The sequence below is a fragment of the Streptomyces sp. NPDC031340 genome, from assembly GCF_055569945.1.
In genome coordinates this window covers 164,804-184,311 of sequence record NZ_JBVIIE010000010.1, presented here as the reverse complement: position 1 = coordinate 184,311, position 19,508 = coordinate 164,804, and the positions used below count along the sequence as shown (strand labels likewise).

The following is a 19,508-nucleotide window of genomic DNA, read 5'->3' as shown; positions in this document are numbered from 1 at the left end:
ACCCCCCTCTACATCCGGAAGACGCCGAACTGGGGCTCACCCAGGGGCGCGTTGGCACAGGCGGTCAGGGCCAGGCCCAGCACCTGACGGGTCTCCAGCGGGTCGATGACCCCGTCGTCCCAGAGCCGGGCGGTGGCGTAGTAGGCGTTGCCCTGGCGCTCGTACTGGGCGCGGACGGGGGCCTTGAAGGCCTCCTCGTCCTCCACGGACCACTCCTCGCCGCGGGACTGGAGCTGGTCCCGCTTGACGGTGGCGAGGACCGAGGCGGCCTGCTCGCCGCCCATCACCGAGATCTTGGCGCCCGGCCACATCCACAGGAAGCGGGGCGAGTAGGCCCGCCCGCACATCGAGTAGTTGCCCGCGCCGTACGACCCGCCGACCACCACGGTCAGCTTCGGCACGCGGGTGCAGGCGACGGCCGTGACCATCTTGGCGCCGTGCTTGGCGATGCCGCCGGCCTCGTAGTCCCGGCCGACCATGAAGCCGGAGATGTTCTGCAGGAACACCAGCGGGATGCCGCGCTGGTCGCACAGCTCGATGAAGTGGGCGCCCTTCTGGGCGGACTCGGAGAACAGGATGCCGTTGTTGGCGACGATGCCGACCGGGTGGCCGTGGATCCGGGCGAAGCCGGTGACCAGGGTCTGCCCGAACTCGGCCTTGAACTCCGCGAACCGCGAGCCGTCGACCACGCGCGCGATGATCTCGCGCACGTCGTAGGGGGTGCGGGGGTCGACCGGGACGGCGCCGTAGAGGCCGTAGGGATCCACCTTCGGCTCGACGACCGGCGTGACCTTCCAAGGCAGCGGTCCGCGCGCGGGCAGGGTGGCGACGATGTCCCGCACGATCCGCAGCGCGTGCGCGTCGTCCTCGGCGAGGTGGTCGGTGACGCCCGACACGCGCGCGTGGACGTCGCCGCCGCCGAGCTCCTCGGCGGTCACCACCTCGCCGGTGGCCGCCTTCACCAGGGGCGGCCCGCCCAGGAAGATGGTGCCCTGGTTGCGGACGATGACCGCCTCGTCGCTCATCGCCGGGACGTACGCCCCGCCGGCCGTGCAGGAGCCGAGCACGGCCGCGATCTGCGGGATGCCGGCGCCGGACATCCGGGCCTGGTTGTAGAAGATCCGCCCGAAGTGGTCGCGGTCCGGGAAGACCTCGTCCTGCATCGGAAGGAAGGCGCCCCCGGAGTCCACCAGGTACACGCACGGCAGGCGGTTGTCGAGGGCGACCTCCTGGGCGCGCAGGTGCTTCTTCACCGTCATCGGGTAGTACGTACCGCCCTTGACGGTGGCGTCGTTGGCGACGACCACGCACTCGCGCCCGGCGACCCGCCCGATCCCGGCGATCACCCCGGCGGCCGGGGCCTGCCCGTCGTACAGCCCGTCGGCGGCCAGCGGGGCCAGCTCCAGGAACGGCGAGCCGGGGTCGAGGAGGGTGTCCACGCGGTCCCTGGGCAGCAGCTTCCCGCGCGCGGTGTGCCGGGCGCGCGCCTTCTCGCCGCCGCCGAGCCGGGCCGCGGCCAGCTTCCCGTGCAACTCCTCCACGAGCGCGCGGTGCGCCGCCTCGTTGGCCCGCCAGGCCTCCGACGCGGGGTCTGCCGCGCTCGTCAGCTCCGGTGCCTGATCCATTCCTGCGGTCCCCTCACCCGGTGCTCCGGTGTTAATGAGCGTTAACCATTTCCTTCAGGTTAACGACCGCTAACCTCCCTGTCTAGAATTGCCTCCATGGCCACCAGAACCGACGCCCCCACCCGCCGCGAGCAGATCCTCAAGGAGGCCGCGCGGCTGTTCGCCGAGCGCGGGTTCCACGGCGTCGGGGTCGACGAGATAGGCGCCGCGGTCGGCATCAGCGGGCCCGGCCTCTACCGGCACTTCCCCGGCAAGGACGCGATGCTCGCCGAGCTGCTGGTGGGCATCAGCGGCCAGCTGCTGACCGGCGCGAAGCGACGCCTGAAGGAGGCGGACGGGACGGCCGGTGCCGAGGCGGTCCTCGACTCGCTGATCGAGGGGCACATCGACTTCGCGCTCGACGACCGCCCGCTCATCACCCTGCACGACCGTGAGCTGGACCGCCTGCGGGACAGCGACCGCAAGCTGGTCCGCCAGCTCCAGCGGCAGTACGTGGAGCTGTGGGTGGAGGTGGTCCGCGAGGTCTACCCGGGCCTGGCCGAGCCGGTGGCCCGCTCGGCCGTGCACTCGGTCTTCGGCCTGCTCAACTCCACCCCGCACCTGGGCCGTCCGGGCTCCCTGCCCGGGCGGGGCACCACGGCCACCCTGCTGCACCGGATGGCGAGGGGCGCCTTCGCGGCGGCGGCAGCGGCCGACGAGGTCTGAGCGCCCCGGCGCCTGGAGCCTGGGCGGTCCTTGAACCCGCGGCCCCTGGACCCCGGGCGGCCCCTGGAGCCTGCCGGCCCCTGGCCCCTGGCGGCCTGCCGGCCCCTGGGTCCCTGGCGGCCCGGCGGTCCCTGGGTCCCTGGCGGCCCGGCGGTCCCTGGGTCCCTGGCGGCCCGGCGGCGCCTGGCCCCCGGCGGCCCGAGCGGCCCGAGCGGCCCGGCGGTCCCCGGCGGCCCGAGTGGCCCGGCGGTCCCCGGCCCGTGGCGGCCCGAGCGGCCCGGCGGTCCCCGGCCCGAGCGGCCCGGCGGTCCCTGGCCCCTGCCGGCCCGGCGGCGCCTGGCCCCCGGCGGCCCGAGCGGCCCGGCGGTCCCCGGCCCGAGCGGCCCGGCGGGCCCCGGCCCGTGACGGCCCGGCGGTCCTGGCCCCTGGCAGTCCGGCGGCCCTCGGCGACCCCTGGACCCCTGGCGGCCCCGGGGGCCCCGGCAGTTCCTGGTCCCTGGGGGCCCTGGCAGTTCCTGGCCCGTGGCGGCCCCGGCGGTCCGGCGGCCCCGGCGGCCCCTGGCCCCCGGCGGCCTCGACGCCCCCGGCGACTCCGGGGGCGTCGAGGCCGGCGCGGCGGCGAAGCGGGCTGTTCGCGGCCTGCGCGTACACCGGCCGCCGCGCCCCGCGGATGAGCCGTACGGGTTACGGAACCGCCGAACGGGTGAGAGGGTGACGAGCGTTACGCGGACCCCTCTGGACGCCCCCGCCTACTCGCCGGTACGTTGACGTGAGCAAGCGCTTAGACATGCTCAGACATGCCGAGTACGTGGAGGTGGCGGCGTGCGCCGTACGGTGTTCAACGAGGACCACGAGGCGTTCCGGGAGACCCTCCGGGCCTTCATCGAGGCCGAGGTCGTCCCCGTCTACGACGAGTGGTTCGCGGCCGGCCTGGCGCCGCGCGACTTCTACTACAAGCTCGCCGAGCTCGGCGTCTTCGGCATCAACGTGCCCGAGGAGTACGGCGGCGCCGGCATCGACTCGTACAAGTTCGAAGCCGTGATGTACGAGGAGACCGCCCGCGCGGGCGTCCAGTTCGGCGGCTCCGGCGTGCACGTGCTGCTCGGCCTGCCGTACATCAAGATGCTTGCCACCGACGAGCAGAAGAAGCGCTTCCTGCCGAAGTTCGTCTCCGGCGAGGAGATGTGGGCGCTGGCGATGACCGAGCCGGGCACCGGCTCCGACCTCGCGGGCATGAAGACCACCGCCAAGCTCTCCGAGGACGGCACGCACTACGTCCTCAACGGCGCCAAGACCTTCATCACCGGCGGCGTCCACGCCGACCGTGTGATCGTGTGCGCCCGCACCTCCGCGCCGACCGCCGAGGACCGCCGCCACGGCATCTCGCTGTTCGCCGTGGACACCAAGTCCGAGGGCTACTCCATCGGCCGCAAGCTGGACAAGCTCGGCCTGCGCACCTCCGACACCGCCGAGCTGGCGTTCGTCGACGTGAAGGTGCCGGTCGAGGACCTGCTCGGCGAGGAGAACAAGGGCTTCTACTACCTCGGCCACAACCTGGCCTCCGAGCGCTGGGGCATCGCCTTCGGCGCCTACGCGCAGGCCAAGGCGGCCGTCCGGTTCGCCAAGCAGTACGTCCAGGAGCGCACCGTCTTCGGCAAGCCGGTCGCCAGCTTCCAGAACACCAAGTTCGAGCTGGCCGCCTGCCAGGCCGAGGTGGACGCCGCCGAGGCCGTCGCCGACCGCGCCCTCGAGGCGCTGGACGCCGGCGAGCTCACCCCCGCCGAGGCCGCCTCCGCCAAGCTGTTCTGCACCGAGGTCGCCCACCGCGTGATCGACCGCTGCCTGCAGCTGCACGGCGGCTACGGCTTCATGAACGAGTACCCGATAGCCCGCCTGTACGCGGACAACCGCGTCAACCGCATCTACGGCGGCACCAGCGAGATCATGAAGACGATCATCGCCAAGGACATGGGCCTGTAAGGTCCAGGCAATCCCTGCCCGGTACAACTAACTCCATGAGTCAGGCACTACAGGATCTCCTCGATCTGCTCGACCTCGAGCAGATCGAGGAGAACATCTTCCGCGGCAGCTCCAGGCCCTCCCTCGTCCCGCGCGTCTTCGGCGGGCAGGTCGCGGCCCAGGCGCTCGTCGCCGCCGGGCGGACGGTCCCCGCGGACCGGCCCGCCCACTCCCTGCACGCTTACTTCCTGCGCCCCGGCGATCCGGGCGCGCCGATCGTCTACAGCGTCGACCGCATCCGGGACGGCCGCTCCTTCACCACCCGCCGGGTGGTCGCCGTCCAGCACGGCAAGCCGATCTTCCACCTGTCGGCGTCCTTCCAGACGCACGAGGACGGCCTCGACCACCAGGCCCCGATGCCGCCCGCGCCGGACCCGGTGACGCTGCCGACCTCAGCCGAGCGGCTGCGCGGCTACGACCACCTCGACCCGGCCGTGGCCGAGCGGTTCATCGAGGCCCGGGAGGCCGTCGACCTGCGGTACGTCGACGAGCCGCCGTTCGGCAGGTTCGGCGAGCCGCGCGAGCCGCACTCCCAGGTGTGGTTCCGCGCCAACGGCAAGCTCTCCGGCGCCGTCGACGAGCCCCTGCTGCACGTCGTCCTGGCCACGTACGTCAGCGACATGACCCTGCTCGACTCGATCCTGCTCGCGCACGGGCGCGGCGGCTGGGCGGTCGGGGACGTCGTCGGCGCCTCGCTGGACCACGCCATGTGGTTCCACCGCCCGTTCCGCGCCGACGAATGGCTCCTGTACGACCAGGAGTCGCCGTCGGCGTCCGGCGGGCGCGGCCTCGGGCAGGCCCGCATCTACACCCAGGACGGCCGGCTGGCCATCACGGTCATCCAGGAGGGCGTGGTCCGCGTCCCGCGGTGATCCGGCTGCCCCGCAAGCCGGTTGCCGCGGGACGGGCGCCCGCGCTGGGATGGGCACCATGACCGAATCGTGGAACTGGCGGGGCGGGCGGATCCGGGAGGCGTACCTCCTGGCGGCGGACACGGTCGCCGGACTGCTCGCCGACCCCGCCGTGGCGGCCGTCTGGGACGAGCCGAGCGTGCTGAAGGACTTCGGCGTGCGCGGGCTCGCGGGGCACCTGTTCGGGCAGGACCTCGACCTGCCGGGCATGCTCGCCGCGCCGGCGCCGTCCGAGCCCGTCGTCTCCCTGCGCACGTACTACCTGGAGCGCGTGATCTGGCTGGACGCCGGGGCCGACGCGCCCGTCAGCGCGCGCATCCGCGCCGGCGGCGAGGCCAGGGCGGCCGACGGACCCGCCGCCTTCGCCGCGCGTGCGCGCGAGGGGCTGCACGCGCTGCGCACGGAGGTGCCCCGGGCGCCCGCCGCGCGGCCGGTGCACGTGGCCACCTGGGGCGAGTGGTCCCTCGAACTCGACGACTTCCTGCTCACCCGCCTGACGGAACACGTCGTGCACGCCGACGACCTGGCGTGCAGCGCGGGTCTGCCGACGCCGGACTTCCCGGAGAGCGTCACCACGCCGGTCGTCGAACTGCTCGCCCGGCTCGCGGTCCGGCGGCACGGCGCGGTGGGCGTGATCCGGGGGCTCGCCCGCGCCGAGCGCGCCCCCGCCTCCATCGCCGGTCTGTGACCGGTCACCGGAAGGGCATCGGCGTCAGGAGAGCCCCGCCTCCGCCAGCAGGTAGGCCGTCATCGGGTCGTAGTAGCGCGGGCTGGGCACGTGGTCGTCGAGCGGCACCGTCACCTGCACGGTCCCCTCGGCCTCGGCGAGGAACAGCGCCGGGTCGTTGCAGTCGGCGTAGCCGACGGAGTCCACGCCGTGCTGCCCCGCGTAGCCGGCCCAGCCGTGGTCGGCGACGACCAGGTCGGGCAGCGGGCGGCCCTCGCGCTCCAGCGCCGTCAGGATGGCCTTCATCGGCTCGCCCGAGTGCGTGTGCCACAGCGTGGCGCCGTGCTCCAGCACCGCCACGTCCGCGAACTGCATCACGTACCCCTCGTCCGTCTGCAGCCCGTCCGGGATGACGACGATCTCGCACCCGGCGGCGCGCAGCGCGGCGGCCGTGGCGCGGTGCACGTCGAGCAGGCCGCCGGGGTGACCGGTCGCGAACAGCACCCGCTGCTGTCCGTCGGCCGCCTTGCGCAGCCGGGCCGCCATCCGGCCGAGCGCGTCGACGGTCAGCTCGGGGTCGATGGTGTCCTGGCCGTACCGGTGCTCCGGGTCGTCGTTCACGCCCACCCGCTCCGCCATCACCGCGAGCACGTCCTGCTCGTCCCGCCAGCGGTCGCCGAGTTCCAGCCCGAGCCAGAAGTTGCGGACGCCGTTGGCGAGCTGGCGGTAGTGGGAGAGGTTGTTCTCGCGCGGGGTGGCCACGTCGCCCGCGATGCGGGTCTTGACGAGGTGGTCGACGAGCTCGGCGCGGCTGGGTGTCCCGGGTATCGGCATGGCTCCCATTGTGAGGCAGTCCCCGGTGCCCGTCCCCGGCGTTTCCGCACGCTGGGACGCGGGTCACGTACGTTCCGCCGGCCGGCCGGACTGTGCGCTACGGCTCCTGCCGCAGGGCGAACCACAGCTCCATGCGTACGTCCGGATCGTCCAGGTCGGCGTCGAGCAGGGCCGCGCACCGGGCGATGCGCTGGCGGACGGTGTTGCGGTGCACCGACAGGGCCACCGCCGTACGGTCCCAGCTGCCGTGCAGCGACAGCCAGGCGCGCAGAGTCTCCGTGAGGGCCGGGACGGCGGCGACCGGGCCGAGCAGCGCACGCGCGTGTGCCTGCGCCTCGGCCGGGCCGACCAGTTCGGCGAGGGCCGGGCGGGCGCCGTGCCGGACGAGCGGGACGCGGGTGGCGCGGGCGCGGGCCAGGGCGCGGGCCGCCTGCGCGTCGGCGGCCGGCCACTCGCCGGGACCGGCGGCCGCGCTCACGCCCAGCGTCCAGCCGGGATGGGCCGCCGGCTCCCGGTCGGCGGGCACCAGCACCCGGACCACCCCGTCCCCGAGGTCGACCAGCGGCGAGCCCAGCGCGGCGCCCAGCGCGGAGGCGGCCACGGCGTCCGGTGACCGCGCCTCGGGCCGGCCGTGCACGACGATCCACGCCTCGGCGCCCAGCAGCTCGGCGGCCTCCTCGGGCGGGGCGCCCAGCAGCAGCCGCACCAGCGCGGAGGAGCGGGCCGCCCCGCTGCCGCTGTGCTGCTCGCCGGTGAGCAGCGACAGCAGCACGGCGGCGACGGAGGCGACGGTGTGGTCGCCGGGGTCCCGCCGGGCGGCGGCCACCCCGAGGACGAAGCCCCCGCCAGCGCCGAGACCGTAGGCGGCGAGGTGGGCGCCGGCGACGGTGTCGGTGGCGGAGGCGGGGACGGCGGCGGGACCGTCCCGGCGCGCGGAGGCGTCCGCCCGCGGGCTCGCGCCCGGCCGCACCACGTCCGCGAGCCGGGCCAGCGCCTGCCGCGCTTCCGCCGCCGCCCGCCGCCCCGCCGACGCGAGCTCCGCCCCGTCCGGCCCGTACAGCACCGCCCACCCGTTCACCCGCCGCGCCAACTGCCGCAGCACCGACGGCACCGGGTCCGGGCGGGAGGCCGCGGCGGCCAGGCTCTGCTGCGCCTCCGTGACCCGGCGCAGCTCGGCCAGCCGGGCCTCGGCCATCAGCTGCCACACTGCGCGGGCCACGCCCGAGAACGTCGTCCGCGGCGGGACCTCGATCAGCGGGAGCCCGTGCGCCTCGCAGGCCGCGGCCAGGGCGCGCGGCACCGTGTCGTGCACCGGCGCCACCCCGAAGCCGAGGGCCGCGCCGCCCGCCGCGACGATCCGCTCCACGTACTCGTCGAAGTCGTCGAAGCCGTCGGAACGGGCACCGGAACCGGCCGCCGCCGGGATGTGCACGCCCGCCGTCAGCAGCAGCTCGCCGCCGAGCAGGTACGGGGAGGGGTCGGCCAGTTCCGAGGTGTGCGCCGCGTGGAGAACGACGCCGGCGCCGGACGGCCCGGCGATCTGCCGCAGTGCCAGGTCCTCGCGGGCCAGCAGGGCCGCCAGCGGCACCGGGGGAGTGGGCGGAACGGCGGGCTCCCGCCCGGAGGACGACATGGTGGACGTTCCCTCCACAATCGGCGGCCTGAATGGAGGAAACGTACACTTCGCACCCGCGCTCCGGCCACCTACCGTCGGTGGCACGCAGCGCGCAGAAGGAAGGCAGCATCCCCATGAGCAGCAACGAGACGCCCCGCGGCCCCGTCGACTCCTCCCGCGTCCCGCGGTACGCCGGACCCGCGACCTTCGCCCGGCTGCCCCGCCTCGACGAGGTCGGCCGCGCCGACGTCGCCGTGGTGGGGGTGCCCTTCGACTCGGGCGTCTCCTACCGGCCGGGCGCCCGCTTCGGCGGCAACGCGATCCGCGAGGCGTCCCGGCTGCTGCGCCCCTACAACCCGGCGCAGGACGCGTCCCCCTTCGCGCTGGCGCAGGTCGCCGACGGCGGCGACATCGCGGTGAACCCGTTCGACATCCACGAGGCCGTGGAGACGATCGAGGCGGCGGCCGACGACCTGCTCTCCACCGGCGCCCGCCTGATGACGCTGGGCGGCGACCACACCATCGCCCTGCCGCTGCTGCGCGCGGTGGCCAGGAAGCACGGCCCGGTCGCCCTGCTCCACTTCGACGCCCACCTCGACACCTGGGACACCTACTTCGGCGCCGAGTACACGCACGGCACCCCGTTCCGCCGCGCGGTGGAGGAGGGCATCCTCGACACCGCCGCGCTCTCCCACGTCGGCACCCGCGGCCCGCTGTACGGCAAGCAGGACCTCACCGACGACGAGAAGATGGGCTTCGGCATCGTCACCTCCGCCGACGTCTACCGGCGCGGCGCCGACGAGGTCGCCGACCAGCTGCGGCAGCGCATCGGCGACCGCCCCGTCTACATCTCCATCGACATCGACTGCCTCGACCCGGCGCACGCGCCCGGCACCGGCACGCCCGAGGCCGGCGGCATGACCTCCCGCGAGCTGCTGGAGATCCTGCGCGGCCTGGCCTCCTGCAACCTCGTCTCGGCGGACGTCGTCGAGGTGGCCCCGGCCTACGACCAGGCCGAGATCACCTCGGTGGCCGCCTCCCACACGGCCTACGAACTGACGACGATCATGACCCGCCGGATCGCCGAGGCCCGCCGGGAGAACCACGGCATCTGACCCACGGCCACGCCCCGCAACCCGGCCCGACGGCGGCCCCGGCGACGAACTCCGTCCAGTAGCCATCCAGTAACTCCCTTGATTCGGCAAAGGAAGTCCCATACGTTTCCTTCGCCACTGCTGCACAGCATGGTCACATCAATTTCATAGCGGGCTCTGGGGAGAGCCCGGGGGGAGACAAGGGCATGACCAACCCTTGGTTCCAGCGGCTTCGTGCTGCCCAGACGTTCGGCGTGCTGCTCGGCAGCGCCGTCGTCCTGGGCGCGCTGCCCGCTGTCACCAGTCCGGCGGGCGCCGCCGGCCACGCACCCGCCTCAGCCGAGGCGGCCGCGTTCGAACTGGCCGCCGACACCGGGGAACCGGTGGAGATCGTTCAGCGCCGCACCGAGGACGAACTCGTCTTCGCCAACCCGGACGGCAGTTTCACCAGCGAGACCAGCGTCCAGCCGCAACGGGTGCGACGCCCCGACGGCACCTGGGAGAAGGCCGACGCCACGCTCGAGCGGCGGGCCGACGGCACGGTGGGCCCGAAGGCCGCCGTCGTCGACCTGGCCTTCGCCGGGGGCGGCTCCACCGACCTGATCACCCTGGGCGACGACGGCAGGTCCTTCACCCTGCGCTGGCCGAAGCCGCTGCCCGAGCCGGTCCTGGACGGTGACACGGCCGAGTACCGCGAGGTGCTGCCGGGCGTCGACCTGCTGGCGAGCGCGTCGGTCACCGGATACTCGTACGTCCTGAAGGTGAAGACGCCGGAGGCCGCCGAGAACCCGGACCTGAACCGGCTGCGGCTGCCCGTACGTTCCGAGGGGCTCGACCTGACCACCGGCCCGACCGGCGGGCTCCAGGCCGTCGACGCCTCCGGCGAGCGGCTCTTCGGCGGCCAGGCGCCCAAGATGTGGGACTCCGCCACCACCGCCGCGGGACTGCCTTCGGACGCGGTGCCGGCCTCCGGCTCCGGCGCCCCCGTGGAGGACGCGCCCGACGCCGCGGCGAAGGTCGCCGACATGGGCCTGGAGGTGACCGCGTCCGCCGTCACCGTCGAGCCCGACCACTCCGTGCTCACCGCCGCCGACACCGACTTCCCGGTCTACCTCGACCCGGAGGCCGGCATGTCCAAGAGCGAGTGGCTGTACGTCTCCAGCGCCCATCCGAGCACCGAGTTCCACAAGTTCAAGAAGGACGAGGGCGTCGGACGCTGCTCGTACGAGTCCATCGGCGGCACGTACTACGTGTGCAGCTCGTCGCCGTACACCAACCGCATGTACTTCCAGTTCGGCACCTCGGGCTGGAAGAACCGCACCATCTCCAAGGCGGTCTTCGAGGTCTACGAGACCTTCTCCTTCTCCTGCCAGAAGAGCACCGTCAACCTGCACGCGGTCGCCGAGGGCGGCGTGGACTCCGCCACCAACTGGAACAACAAGCCCAAGGACGGCGACCTGATGGTCGACCGCACGGTGGCCTACGGCCGCGGCGACAGCTGCAGCCCTGACGCCCCGGCCAGCTGGGTCGACTTCCAGGACAACCCGGACGAGAGCAACGAGAACCTCACCGCCACCGTACGCAAGAAGGCCAAGGCCGAGGATCCGATCGCGTTCTCGCTGCGGGCCGCCGACGAAGGCGACGCCAACTCCTGGAAGCGGTTCCGCGGCGACAACGCCAAGCTGGTCGTCACCTACAACACCACTCCCGGCAAGCCGTACAACGAGCGGCTGACCAACCCGGAGGAGAAGACGTGCACCACGGACAACGCCAAGCGCCCGTGGATCCGTGACGACACCCCGACCATGGCGGTCAACGGCACCGACGCCGACTCCTACAGCGACGGCACCGGTCAGAACCTCACCGCCACCTTCCGGGTCTGGGACCAGGTCGACGGCCGGCCCATGGTCTACGAGGGCAAGGACGGCCCGCAGAACGAAGGCGTCTTCGAGGAGAACATCCCGGTCAGGGAGCTCGCGCACGGCCACGGCTACAAGTGGCACGCCCAGCTCTACGACGGCTCCACCGGCAAGCTGAAGGACTCCGGTTACTCGGACTGGTCCGACTGGTGCGAGTTCGTGGTGGATGTGAAGGCGCCCGACGCCAAGCCGCTCGTGACACCGGCCGACGGCGAGAGCGACCTCCCGGTGGGCGCCAAGCGGCACTTCACCCTCTCCGCGAACGGCAACTCCGACCCGGTCTTCAAGAACGACGTCGACTACTACGAGTGGGACCTCGGCAGCGACACCCCCGGCCGCAAGGCCGCACCCGCGAGTCTCGGCGGGGCCGCCACCATCGAGGTGCCGACCTCCACGTTCGGCCCGAACGTCCTCTACGTCCGCAGCGTCGACCAGGCGGGCAACCGCGGCCCGATGGAGAAGTACGTCTTCACCGCCGACCGCGCCTGCCCGGACGCCCTCGCCGACTCCTGCGCCGCCGCCGTCTACGGCCTCGACCAGACGTCCGGAGCCACGGCCCCCGACACCTCCGGCCATGACCGCGACCTCACCGTCAAGGGCGCCGACTGGGCCGCGGGCCACCACGCCGCCACCGAGGCCGCCGACAAGGCCCTGCGCTTCAACGGCAGCAGCGACTACGCCACCGCCGCGTCGGCCGTTCACACCGGACAGGCGTTCACCGTGTCGGCATGGGTGCGACCGACCTCGCTGAGCGAGAACATCGCGGTGATCAGCCAGGCGGGGACCAGCGGCAACGGCTTCGCCCTCTACTACTCGACGGCCTACAAGCGCTGGATCTTCGGCCGCCACGTCGCCGACAAGGACGGCTCCGACGTCATCCGCGCCATGGCGGCGAGCGAGCGCCCGGCGGCCGTCGGCAAGTGGACCCACCTGGCGGGCGCCTACGACCCGGCGGCACGGAGGTTCACGCTCTACGTCGACGGCGAGGAACAGGGCAGCGCCGCCGTCACCGGCGTCTGGAACGCCGCCAAGGGCCTGAACATCGGCCGCGCCCAGTACAGCGGTGTCTGGCACGACTACTTCGCCGGCGACATCGACGACGTACGCCTGGTGCCCGGCCTGCTCTCCGGCACGGAGATCTACCGGCTGGCGAACCGCTGAGCCAGGCCCAGTCAGTTCCTGACCAGAGCGGTTCCTGACCAGAACCGCTTCGGCCCGGGCGCGGACATTCACCCGCGCCCGGGCACCCCACATCACACGGGAGGGGAGCGCGCATGCGCTCAACACGGAGACATCACGCCCATAAATGGGCGAAACACCTGGCCGCGGCGATGTCCGCGGCCCTGACCCTGACCCTGCTCCAGGCGGTCCCCGCGCTCGGCGACGACGACGCCCGGGAGCAGCGGCGCCCCAAGACCCAGGACGTTCCCTCCACCCCCGTGGTGGAGGAGGACGGCCAGGTCTCTCCGCTCAGGCACACTGCCGGGTACGGCACTTCGAGGGCACCGAAAGCGGCCTGGCCGAAGCCGGGCAGCGCCACCGTCGTGCTGGACGGCTCCGGCGGGCGCGCGGGCGTCCGCGCGGGCGGTCTGCCGGTCCGCCTGGCCGCACCCACGTCACGCTCGGCGAAGGCCGCCGCGTCGGCCCGCGCCAAGGTCGACCTCCTCGGTCACGCCGCCGCCCGCAAGGCCGGCATCGACGGCCTGCTCCTGAAGGTCACGCGCGCGGACGGTCGCAGGACCGCCACGCCCGGCAAGGTCGCCGTTCAGGTCGACTACGCCTCCTTCGCCCAGGCGTACGGCGGCGACTGGGCGCAGCGACTGCGGCTGGTCCAGTTGCCCGCCTGCGCGCTGACCACGCCGAAGGCGGCCGCCTGCCAGGCGGTCACCCCGCTCACCACGGACAACGACGTCCGCGCCCAGAGACTCACCGCCGACGTAACCGCCGTCGCGGGCGCCAAGGCCCCGCTGCTCGCGGTCTCCGCGGCCCCCTCCGGCAGTTCCGGCTCCTACACCGCGACCTCCCTCGCGCCCTCGGCCTCCTGGCAGGTCGCCGCGCAGACCGGCGCGTTCACCTGGCAGTACCCGCTGCGGGTCCCGCCCGCCGTAGCCGGCCCCTCCCCGCAGCTGGGTCTGGCCTACAACTCGGCCTCCACGGACGGCCGGACGGCCACCAGCAACAACCAGACCTCCTGGGTCGGCGAGGGCTTCGACCTCAGCGGCGGGTACATCGAGCGGGCGTACCGCTCCTGCACGGACGACGGCCACGACGAGGCCGGTGCGCAGAAGTACGACCTGTGCTGGCACTCCGACAACGCCACCATGAACTTCGGCGGCCGGGCGGGCGAGCTGGTCAAGAAGTCGGCGGACGAGTGGCGTCTGAAGCAGGACGACGGCACGACGATCGAGCGGCGGACCGGCGGCTACAACGCCGACGACAACGGCGAGTACTGGCTGGTCACCACGACCGACGGCACCCGCTACTACTTCGGCAAGGGCAAGCGCGAGGCCGCCGACACCGAGTACACCGGCGCCTCCTGGGAGGTCCCGGTCTTCGGCGACGACAAGGACGATCCCTGCCACAAGGACACCTTCAAGGAGTCCCGCTGCCAGCAGTCCTGGCGCTGGAACCTGGACTACGTCGTCGACGTCCACGGCAACTCGATGACGTACTACTACGGCACCGAGACCAACAAGTACGACACCGTCCGCGGCGACAAGGTCGTCTCCTACGACCGCGGCGGCTACCTCAAGCGCATCGAGTACGGCGAGCAGGAGGGCAAGGAGAACTCCACCGCCGCGCCCGCCCAGGTCGTCTTCACCACCGCCGAGCGCTGCACCGGCGCCGACGCCGACTGCGAGCCCGGCGACCTGAAGGAGTCCACCGCCACCCGCTGGCCGGACGTGCCGTTCGAGCAGATCTGCACCTCGGACACCGAGTGCAAGGACCAGTGGGCGCCGACCTTCTTCACCCGCAAGCGCCTGTCGAAGGTCACCACCCAGGTCCTGGGCTCCGACGGCAAGACGTACACGGACGTGGACGTGTGGGAGCTGGCGCACAAGTACCAGAGCGCCGACACCACCCACTCCCCGTCCCTGTGGCTGGAGTCGGTCACCCACTCCGGCAAGGACGGCGCGAACAAGCTCCCGAAGGTCACCTTCTACGAGCGCCAGGACGCCAACCGCGTGGACACCGGCGCCGATGACCGCCTGCCGATGTACAAGTGGCGCATCCGGGCGATCCAGTCGGAGACGGGCGGCACGATCTCGGTCAACTACAAGCCGGCCGAGTGCACCCCGTCGAGCCTGCCCACCCCGGAGACGAACACCAAGCGCTGCATGCCGTCCTTCTGGTCGAAGGAAGGAACGGTCGGGGAGAAGGAGGACTGGTTCCACAAGTTCGTCGTCGACACGGTGATCGAGGACGAGGTCACGATCACCGGCCCCAACAAGGTCACCTCCTACGACTACTCGGGCGCCGCCTGGGCCTTCGACGACAGCGAGCTCGTCAAGACCAAGAAGAAGACCTGGAACCAGTGGCGCGGCTTCCGCAAGGTGACCGTGAAGACCGGTGACGCGGCCGGCAAGCAGTTGCGCACCGAGACCACCTACCTCCAGGGCATGGACGGCGACCGCGAGAAGGAGTCCGGCGGCACCAGGTCGGTCTCGGTCACGGCCTCCGACGGCACCAAGGTCCGCGACGACGCCCGCCACCAGGGCTTCCAGCTGGAGCAGCGAACCTTCGACGGCGCCGAGGAGATCAGCGGCACGGTCAGCACGCCCTGGAAGTCGGCCCCGACGGCGACGGAGGGCGCGGACGAGGCGACGTACGCGGCGGTCAAGTCGACGAAGACCCGCACCGCCCTGGACGACGGCAAGGTCCGCCGGGCCGCGATCGAGCACTTCTACGACGCGCACGGCATGCTGGAGCGCTCCTCCGACTCCGGCGACCTGGCCGACCCCGACGACGACACCTGCACGACGAACACGTACAACCGCAACACCGGCGCCAACCTGCTGACGCTGCTGAAGCGGGTGACGGTGGTGCCGGTCGGGTGCGACGACGGCCCGCCGTCCTACCAGGGCGAGGCGATCAGCGACGTCCGCACCTGGTACGACGACCCCGACACCTACGGCACCACACCCACCAAGGGCGACGTGGTCCGCAGCGAGAAGGTCAAGGGCTACGCGGCCGACGGCACCCCGCAGTACGTCACCACCTCGACCGCCAAGTACGACACGCACGGCCGCGTCGTGGAGTCCGCCGACCAGCAGGGCAACGCGACGAAGACGACGTACACCCCGACCACCGGCGGCCCGGTGACGGGCATGAAGGTCACCGACCCCATGGGGAACTCGACGACCTCCACGGTGGACCCCCGCTGGGGCCTGGTCACCGCCACGGTCGACGCCAACAAGCAGCGCACCGACCTGGCGTACGACGCCCTCGGCCGCCTGCTGAAGGTCTGGCTCCCGGGCCGCGCCAAGTCCACGGACACGCCGAGCCTGGAGTACGCCTACCTGGTCCGCAACAACGGCCCGGTCGTCACCACGACCAAGTCCCTGCTGCCGAACGGCTCGGTGGCCACCAGCCATCAGCTCAGCGACGGCCTGCTGCGTCCTCGCCAGACGCAGACGCCGGCGGCGAACTCGGGTCGGGTGGTGACCACGACCGAGTACGACTCACGCGGGTTGGCGATCAAGGAGATCGGCCCGTTCTACAACTCCGCCGCCGTCAGCACGACGTTCGTGGGAGTGGCGGACGCCTCCGAGGGAACGCCCCGGGAGACGGAGACCGTGTACGACGGGGCAGGCCGGCCGACGGACGAGATCTTCCGGGTGGCCGGCGCCGAGAAGTGGCGGACGAAGGCCTCGTACCACGGCGACCACGTCACCGTTGATCCGCCGGCCGGTGAGACGCCGACCGCGACCTACTCCAATGCCCAGGGACTGAAGACCAGACTGCTGCAGTTCAAGGGCTCCTCCCCCACCGGTGACGCCGAAACCACCACGTACGCCTACGACCGGGCGGACCGGCTGAAGAAGGTCGAGGACGAGGCGGGCAACGTCTGGTCGTACGAATACGACGTGCGGGGACGCCCGACGCTGGCCGAGGACCCGGACACCGGGACCACGCACATGACGTACAACGACCTCGACCAGGTCAGGACCACCACCGACGCCCGCGGCACCACCCTCACCTACAGCTACGACAAGCTCGGTCGTCAGCGCTCGCTGTACAACGGTGCCACGAAGCTGGCGAGCTGGGAGTACGACAGTGCGACCGTCCCCAACGGCAAGGGGCGCCTCGCCTCGGCCACCCGGTGGATCGGCACCGACGCCTACACCACGTCCGTAGATTCCTACGACGTGGCGGGACGGCCCACCAAGTCCTCGATCACCATTCCGAAGTCCGAGGGCAAGCTGGGCGGCACCTACACCGTCACCGCCTCGTACAAGCCGGACGGCTCGCCGAGCGAGGTCGGCCTGCCCGCCGCCGGTGACCTCCCGGCGGAGACCGTCACCACCGGCTACACGGCCACCGGCCTGCCGTCCTTCACCCTGGGCGACACGACCGACTACGCCCGCGAGACCCGCTACTCCAACTACGGCGAGATCCTCCAGCTCACCCTGGGCACCGCCAGCTCCGACAAGTACACGTGGCTCACCAACACCTACGAGGAGGGCACCCGCCGCCTGGAGCGCGCCCGCATCGACCGGGAGATCGTCAAGACCCCGGACTCGGACATCACCTACGGGTACGACGCGGCCGGCAACATCAAGAAGATCGCGGACACGCCGGAAGGGAAGCCGGCCGACGTCCAGTGCTTCACGTACGACTACCTGCGCCGGCTGACCGAGGCATGGACGCAGACGCCCGCCGACTGCGCCGCGTCCGCGGGCGAGGCGGCGATCGGCGGCCCGGCCCCGTACTGGCACTCGTACGCCTATGACGCCGCGGGCAACCGCACCGGTGAGACCCGCCACGCCACCGGCACCACGGGCACGGCCGCCATCACCCAGACGACGTCCTACAAGCCGGGCGGCACGGACACCGAGGGCGGCGTCCACGCCCATGCGACGCAGTCCGCCGAAGTGCGCACGGTGACGTCCGCCAAGGAGGTCACAGCCGCGCAGACCTTCGCCTACGACGAGGCGGGCAACACCGTCCGCCGGACCGAGGCGGCGACCGACCTCGCCCCGGCCCTGGACCAGAGACTGGACTGGGACGACGAGGGCCACCTGTCCGCCGTCACCCCGTACACCGCCGGCAACCCGGACGAGGCCCGGAAGACCGCTTTCGTCTACGACGCGGACGGCAACCGCCTGCTGCGCAAGGAGAAGGGCGCCGTCACGCTCTACCTCGGCGACCAGGAGATCCGCCTCGACACGGCCAAGGACACCCTCACCGGCACCCGTTACTACACGCACGGCGGCCGGCAGATCGCGGTGCGCACGGCGGCCGGGGTGACCTGGCTGACCGGCGGCCAGAACGGCACGGCCGAGATCGCGATCAAGGCGGCGGACTCGGCGATCGTCCAGCGCCGCACCCTGCCGTTCGGAGAGGTGCGCGGTGCGAGGCCCGCGACGGGGGCCTGGCCGGGTGACAAGGCGTTCGTGGGCGGAACCGCCGACGCGACCGGTCTGATCCACCTCGGTGCGCGCGAGTACGACCCGGCCGCCGGCCGCTTCGTCTCGGCCGACCCGGTGCTGGACTTCGACGATCCGCAGCACCTCAACGCCTACGCGTACGGCCGCAACAACCCGCTGTTCTTCCCGGACCCGACCGGCCTGTACTGGGGCGAGTCCTGGATCAGCCCCATCGGCCACGGCGTCCTCGACGTCGCCGGCCTGGTCCCCGGCTTCGGGGAGCCCGCCGACCTGCTCAACGGTCTGTGGTACACGGCCGAGGGCAACTACATCGACGCGGGCCTGTCCTATGCCTCGGCCATTCCGATCGCCGGCTACGGGGCGTCCGCTGCCAAGGGCGCCCGGTACGTCAACAAGGCCGTGGACGCGGTCGACACCGCGACCGACGCGGCCAAGGCGGCCGACAAGGTCAAGGACGCCAAGAAGGTCGCCGACGACGTCACTCCGCCGAGCACTCCGAAGCCCAAGCCGAAGCCCGAACCGGCCCCGCCGGCCAAGGCCAAGGACGCGCCCGAGGTCAAGAAGGGCGATTCCGGCGGCAAGAAGGGAGACGGCGCGGGCGAGAAGGGCAACACCGGAGGCAAGGACGCCGAGCCCGACGCCCCGGAGGGTTCCTCCTGCCAGGTGGGCAACAGCTTCGCCCCCGGCACGACCGTTGTCATGGCGGACGGCACCGAGAAGCCGATCGAGGACATCGAGCCCGGCGACGAGGTGCGCGCGACGGACCCCGAGTCCGGTGCCACCGAGGCCAAGCCCGTCACTGCCGCCATCACCGGTCACGGCGTCAAGAACCTGGTGGAGGTCACCGTCGACACCGACGGCGACCACGGCGACGCCACCGCCACGGTGACCGCGACGGACGGACACCCGTTCTGGGTGCCGGACCTGCACCGGTGGGTGGACGCCAAGGACCTGAGGCCCGGCCAGTCGCTCACCAACGACAAGGGTGTACGGCTCGAGGTCGTCGCGGTCAGGAAGACGGTCCGCACCGCGACGGTGCACAACCTGACGGTCGCCGACATCCACACCTACCTCGTCGAGGCGGGCAGGGTCCCCGTCCTGGTGCACAACTGCGGGAACCTGGACAGGGACCACGGGGTCCAGGGCGCGCATCCGAAGAACCATGTCGGGCAGTCCGATCAGGCGATCCGAGACCGCGCGGCGAACGACCCCGCCGCCCGCGGCACCGCCTCGACCCTGAACGCCGGCACGGCCCAGGCCAACATCGACACGGCGGTGCAGGCCAACTTGAGCAAGATCAACGAATGGATCCGCAAGCAGTCCACCCCCGTGAGCGCGCGGAGGGAGTTCACCCACGACTTCGGCGGAACCGCGATCGGCAGGGTGGCGGACTCCGCCGGCGTCCGTGACGCGACCAGGCTCACCCTGGTGGTCATGAAGATCAACAAGGGGACGGGTGGACACAAGGGGGCGTGGGTGTTGTTCACTCTCAAGGCGTCGTGACCCTC

At 72.3% G+C, this 19,508-nt stretch carries 10 protein-coding genes; 7 read left to right on the top strand and 3 right to left on the bottom strand.

Annotated features, from left to right (window positions below):
• Positions 1-8 precede the first annotated feature (8 nt).
• Positions 9-1,625 carry a carboxyl transferase domain-containing protein gene (locus tag ACZ5GT_RS10225; protein WP_469018291.1) on the bottom strand — a complete coding sequence of 539 codons (1,617 nt, stop codon included), beginning with the start codon at positions 1,623-1,625 and terminating at the stop codon, positions 9-11.
• Between the two features lie 96 nt (positions 1,626-1,721).
• Between ACZ5GT_RS10225 and ACZ5GT_RS10220 the strand changes: the two genes are divergently transcribed.
• From ACZ5GT_RS10220 to ACZ5GT_RS10205, 4 genes are all read left to right on the top strand, one after another.
• Positions 1,722-2,330, top strand: coding sequence for an SACE_7040 family transcriptional regulator (locus ACZ5GT_RS10220; RefSeq protein ID WP_469018288.1), 609 nt, complete (start codon positions 1,722-1,724; stop codon positions 2,328-2,330).
• An 822-nt stretch (positions 2,331-3,152) separates the two neighbouring features.
• The gene (locus tag ACZ5GT_RS10215; protein ID WP_469018284.1) at positions 3,153-4,310 is read left to right on the top strand and encodes an acyl-CoA dehydrogenase family protein; all 1,158 of its coding nucleotides are present in this window, start codon (positions 3,153-3,155) and stop codon (positions 4,308-4,310) included.
• Between the two features lie 35 nt (positions 4,311-4,345).
• Positions 4,346-5,221 carry an acyl-CoA thioesterase gene (locus ACZ5GT_RS10210; protein WP_469018278.1) on the top strand — a complete coding sequence of 292 codons (876 nt, stop codon included), beginning with the start codon at positions 4,346-4,348 and terminating at the stop codon, positions 5,219-5,221.
• A 58-nt stretch (positions 5,222-5,279) separates the two neighbouring features.
• Positions 5,280-5,948: a maleylpyruvate isomerase N-terminal domain-containing protein gene (locus ACZ5GT_RS10205; RefSeq protein WP_469018275.1), complete on the top strand. Its 669-nt coding sequence runs from the start codon at positions 5,280-5,282 to the stop codon at positions 5,946-5,948.
• Between the two features lie 24 nt (positions 5,949-5,972).
• On the opposite strand, the gene ACZ5GT_RS10200 is transcribed toward ACZ5GT_RS10205, so the two are convergent.
• Together ACZ5GT_RS10200 and ACZ5GT_RS10195 are read right to left on the bottom strand one after the other, a co-directional pair.
• Positions 5,973-6,761 (bottom strand): phosphatase, encoded by a 789-nt coding sequence (locus ACZ5GT_RS10200; protein WP_469018272.1) that lies wholly within the window; start codon positions 6,759-6,761, stop codon positions 5,973-5,975.
• 97 nt (positions 6,762-6,858) lie between these two features.
• Positions 6,859-8,394, bottom strand: coding sequence for a PucR family transcriptional regulator (locus ACZ5GT_RS10195; RefSeq protein ID WP_469018269.1), 1,536 nt, complete (start codon positions 8,392-8,394; stop codon positions 6,859-6,861).
• Positions 8,395-8,510: 116 nt separating this feature from the next.
• Here ACZ5GT_RS10195 and speB point away from each other — a divergent pair, with 116 nt between their 5' ends.
• The 3 genes from speB to ACZ5GT_RS10180 all read left to right on the top strand — a co-directional run bounded on the left by speB (position 8,511) and on the right by ACZ5GT_RS10180 (position 19,503).
• Positions 8,511-9,491 carry an agmatinase gene (gene speB, locus ACZ5GT_RS10190; protein ID WP_469018266.1) on the top strand — a complete coding sequence of 327 codons (981 nt, stop codon included), beginning with the start codon at positions 8,511-8,513 and terminating at the stop codon, positions 9,489-9,491.
• 185 nt (positions 9,492-9,676) lie between these two features.
• The gene (locus ACZ5GT_RS10185; RefSeq protein ID WP_469018263.1) at positions 9,677-12,550 is read left to right on the top strand and encodes a LamG-like jellyroll fold domain-containing protein; all 2,874 of its coding nucleotides are present in this window, start codon (positions 9,677-9,679) and stop codon (positions 12,548-12,550) included.
• A 113-nt stretch (positions 12,551-12,663) separates the two neighbouring features.
• On the top strand, positions 12,664-19,503 hold the full coding sequence (locus ACZ5GT_RS10180) for a polymorphic toxin-type HINT domain-containing protein (RefSeq protein WP_469018260.1): 6,840 nt from the start codon (positions 12,664-12,666) through the stop codon (positions 19,501-19,503).
• The last annotated feature ends 5 nt before the right edge of the window (positions 19,504-19,508 follow it).

Excerpts from the sequence above, each read along its gene's own strand:
- speB (WP_469018266.1), top strand. The coding sequence starts at position 8,511 with ATGAGCAGCAACGAGACGCCCCGCGGCCCCGTCGACTCCTCCCGCGTC.
- ACZ5GT_RS10185 (WP_469018263.1), top strand. The coding sequence starts at position 9,677 with ATGACCAACCCTTGGTTCCAGCGGCTTCGTGCTGCCCAGACGTTCGGC.
- ACZ5GT_RS10225 (WP_469018291.1), bottom strand. The coding sequence starts at position 1,625 with ATGGATCAGGCACCGGAGCTGACGAGCGCGGCAGACCCCGCGTCGGAG.
- ACZ5GT_RS10205 (WP_469018275.1), top strand. The coding sequence starts at position 5,280 with ATGACCGAATCGTGGAACTGGCGGGGCGGGCGGATCCGGGAGGCGTAC.
- ACZ5GT_RS10180 (WP_469018260.1), top strand. The coding sequence starts at position 12,664 with ATGCGCTCAACACGGAGACATCACGCCCATAAATGGGCGAAACACCTG.
- ACZ5GT_RS10220 (WP_469018288.1), top strand. The coding sequence starts at position 1,722 with ATGGCCACCAGAACCGACGCCCCCACCCGCCGCGAGCAGATCCTCAAG.
- ACZ5GT_RS10210 (WP_469018278.1), top strand. The coding sequence starts at position 4,346 with ATGAGTCAGGCACTACAGGATCTCCTCGATCTGCTCGACCTCGAGCAG.
- ACZ5GT_RS10200 (WP_469018272.1), bottom strand. The coding sequence starts at position 6,761 with ATGCCGATACCCGGGACACCCAGCCGCGCCGAGCTCGTCGACCACCTC.
- ACZ5GT_RS10195 (WP_469018269.1), bottom strand. The coding sequence starts at position 8,394 with ATGTCGTCCTCCGGGCGGGAGCCCGCCGTTCCGCCCACTCCCCCGGTG.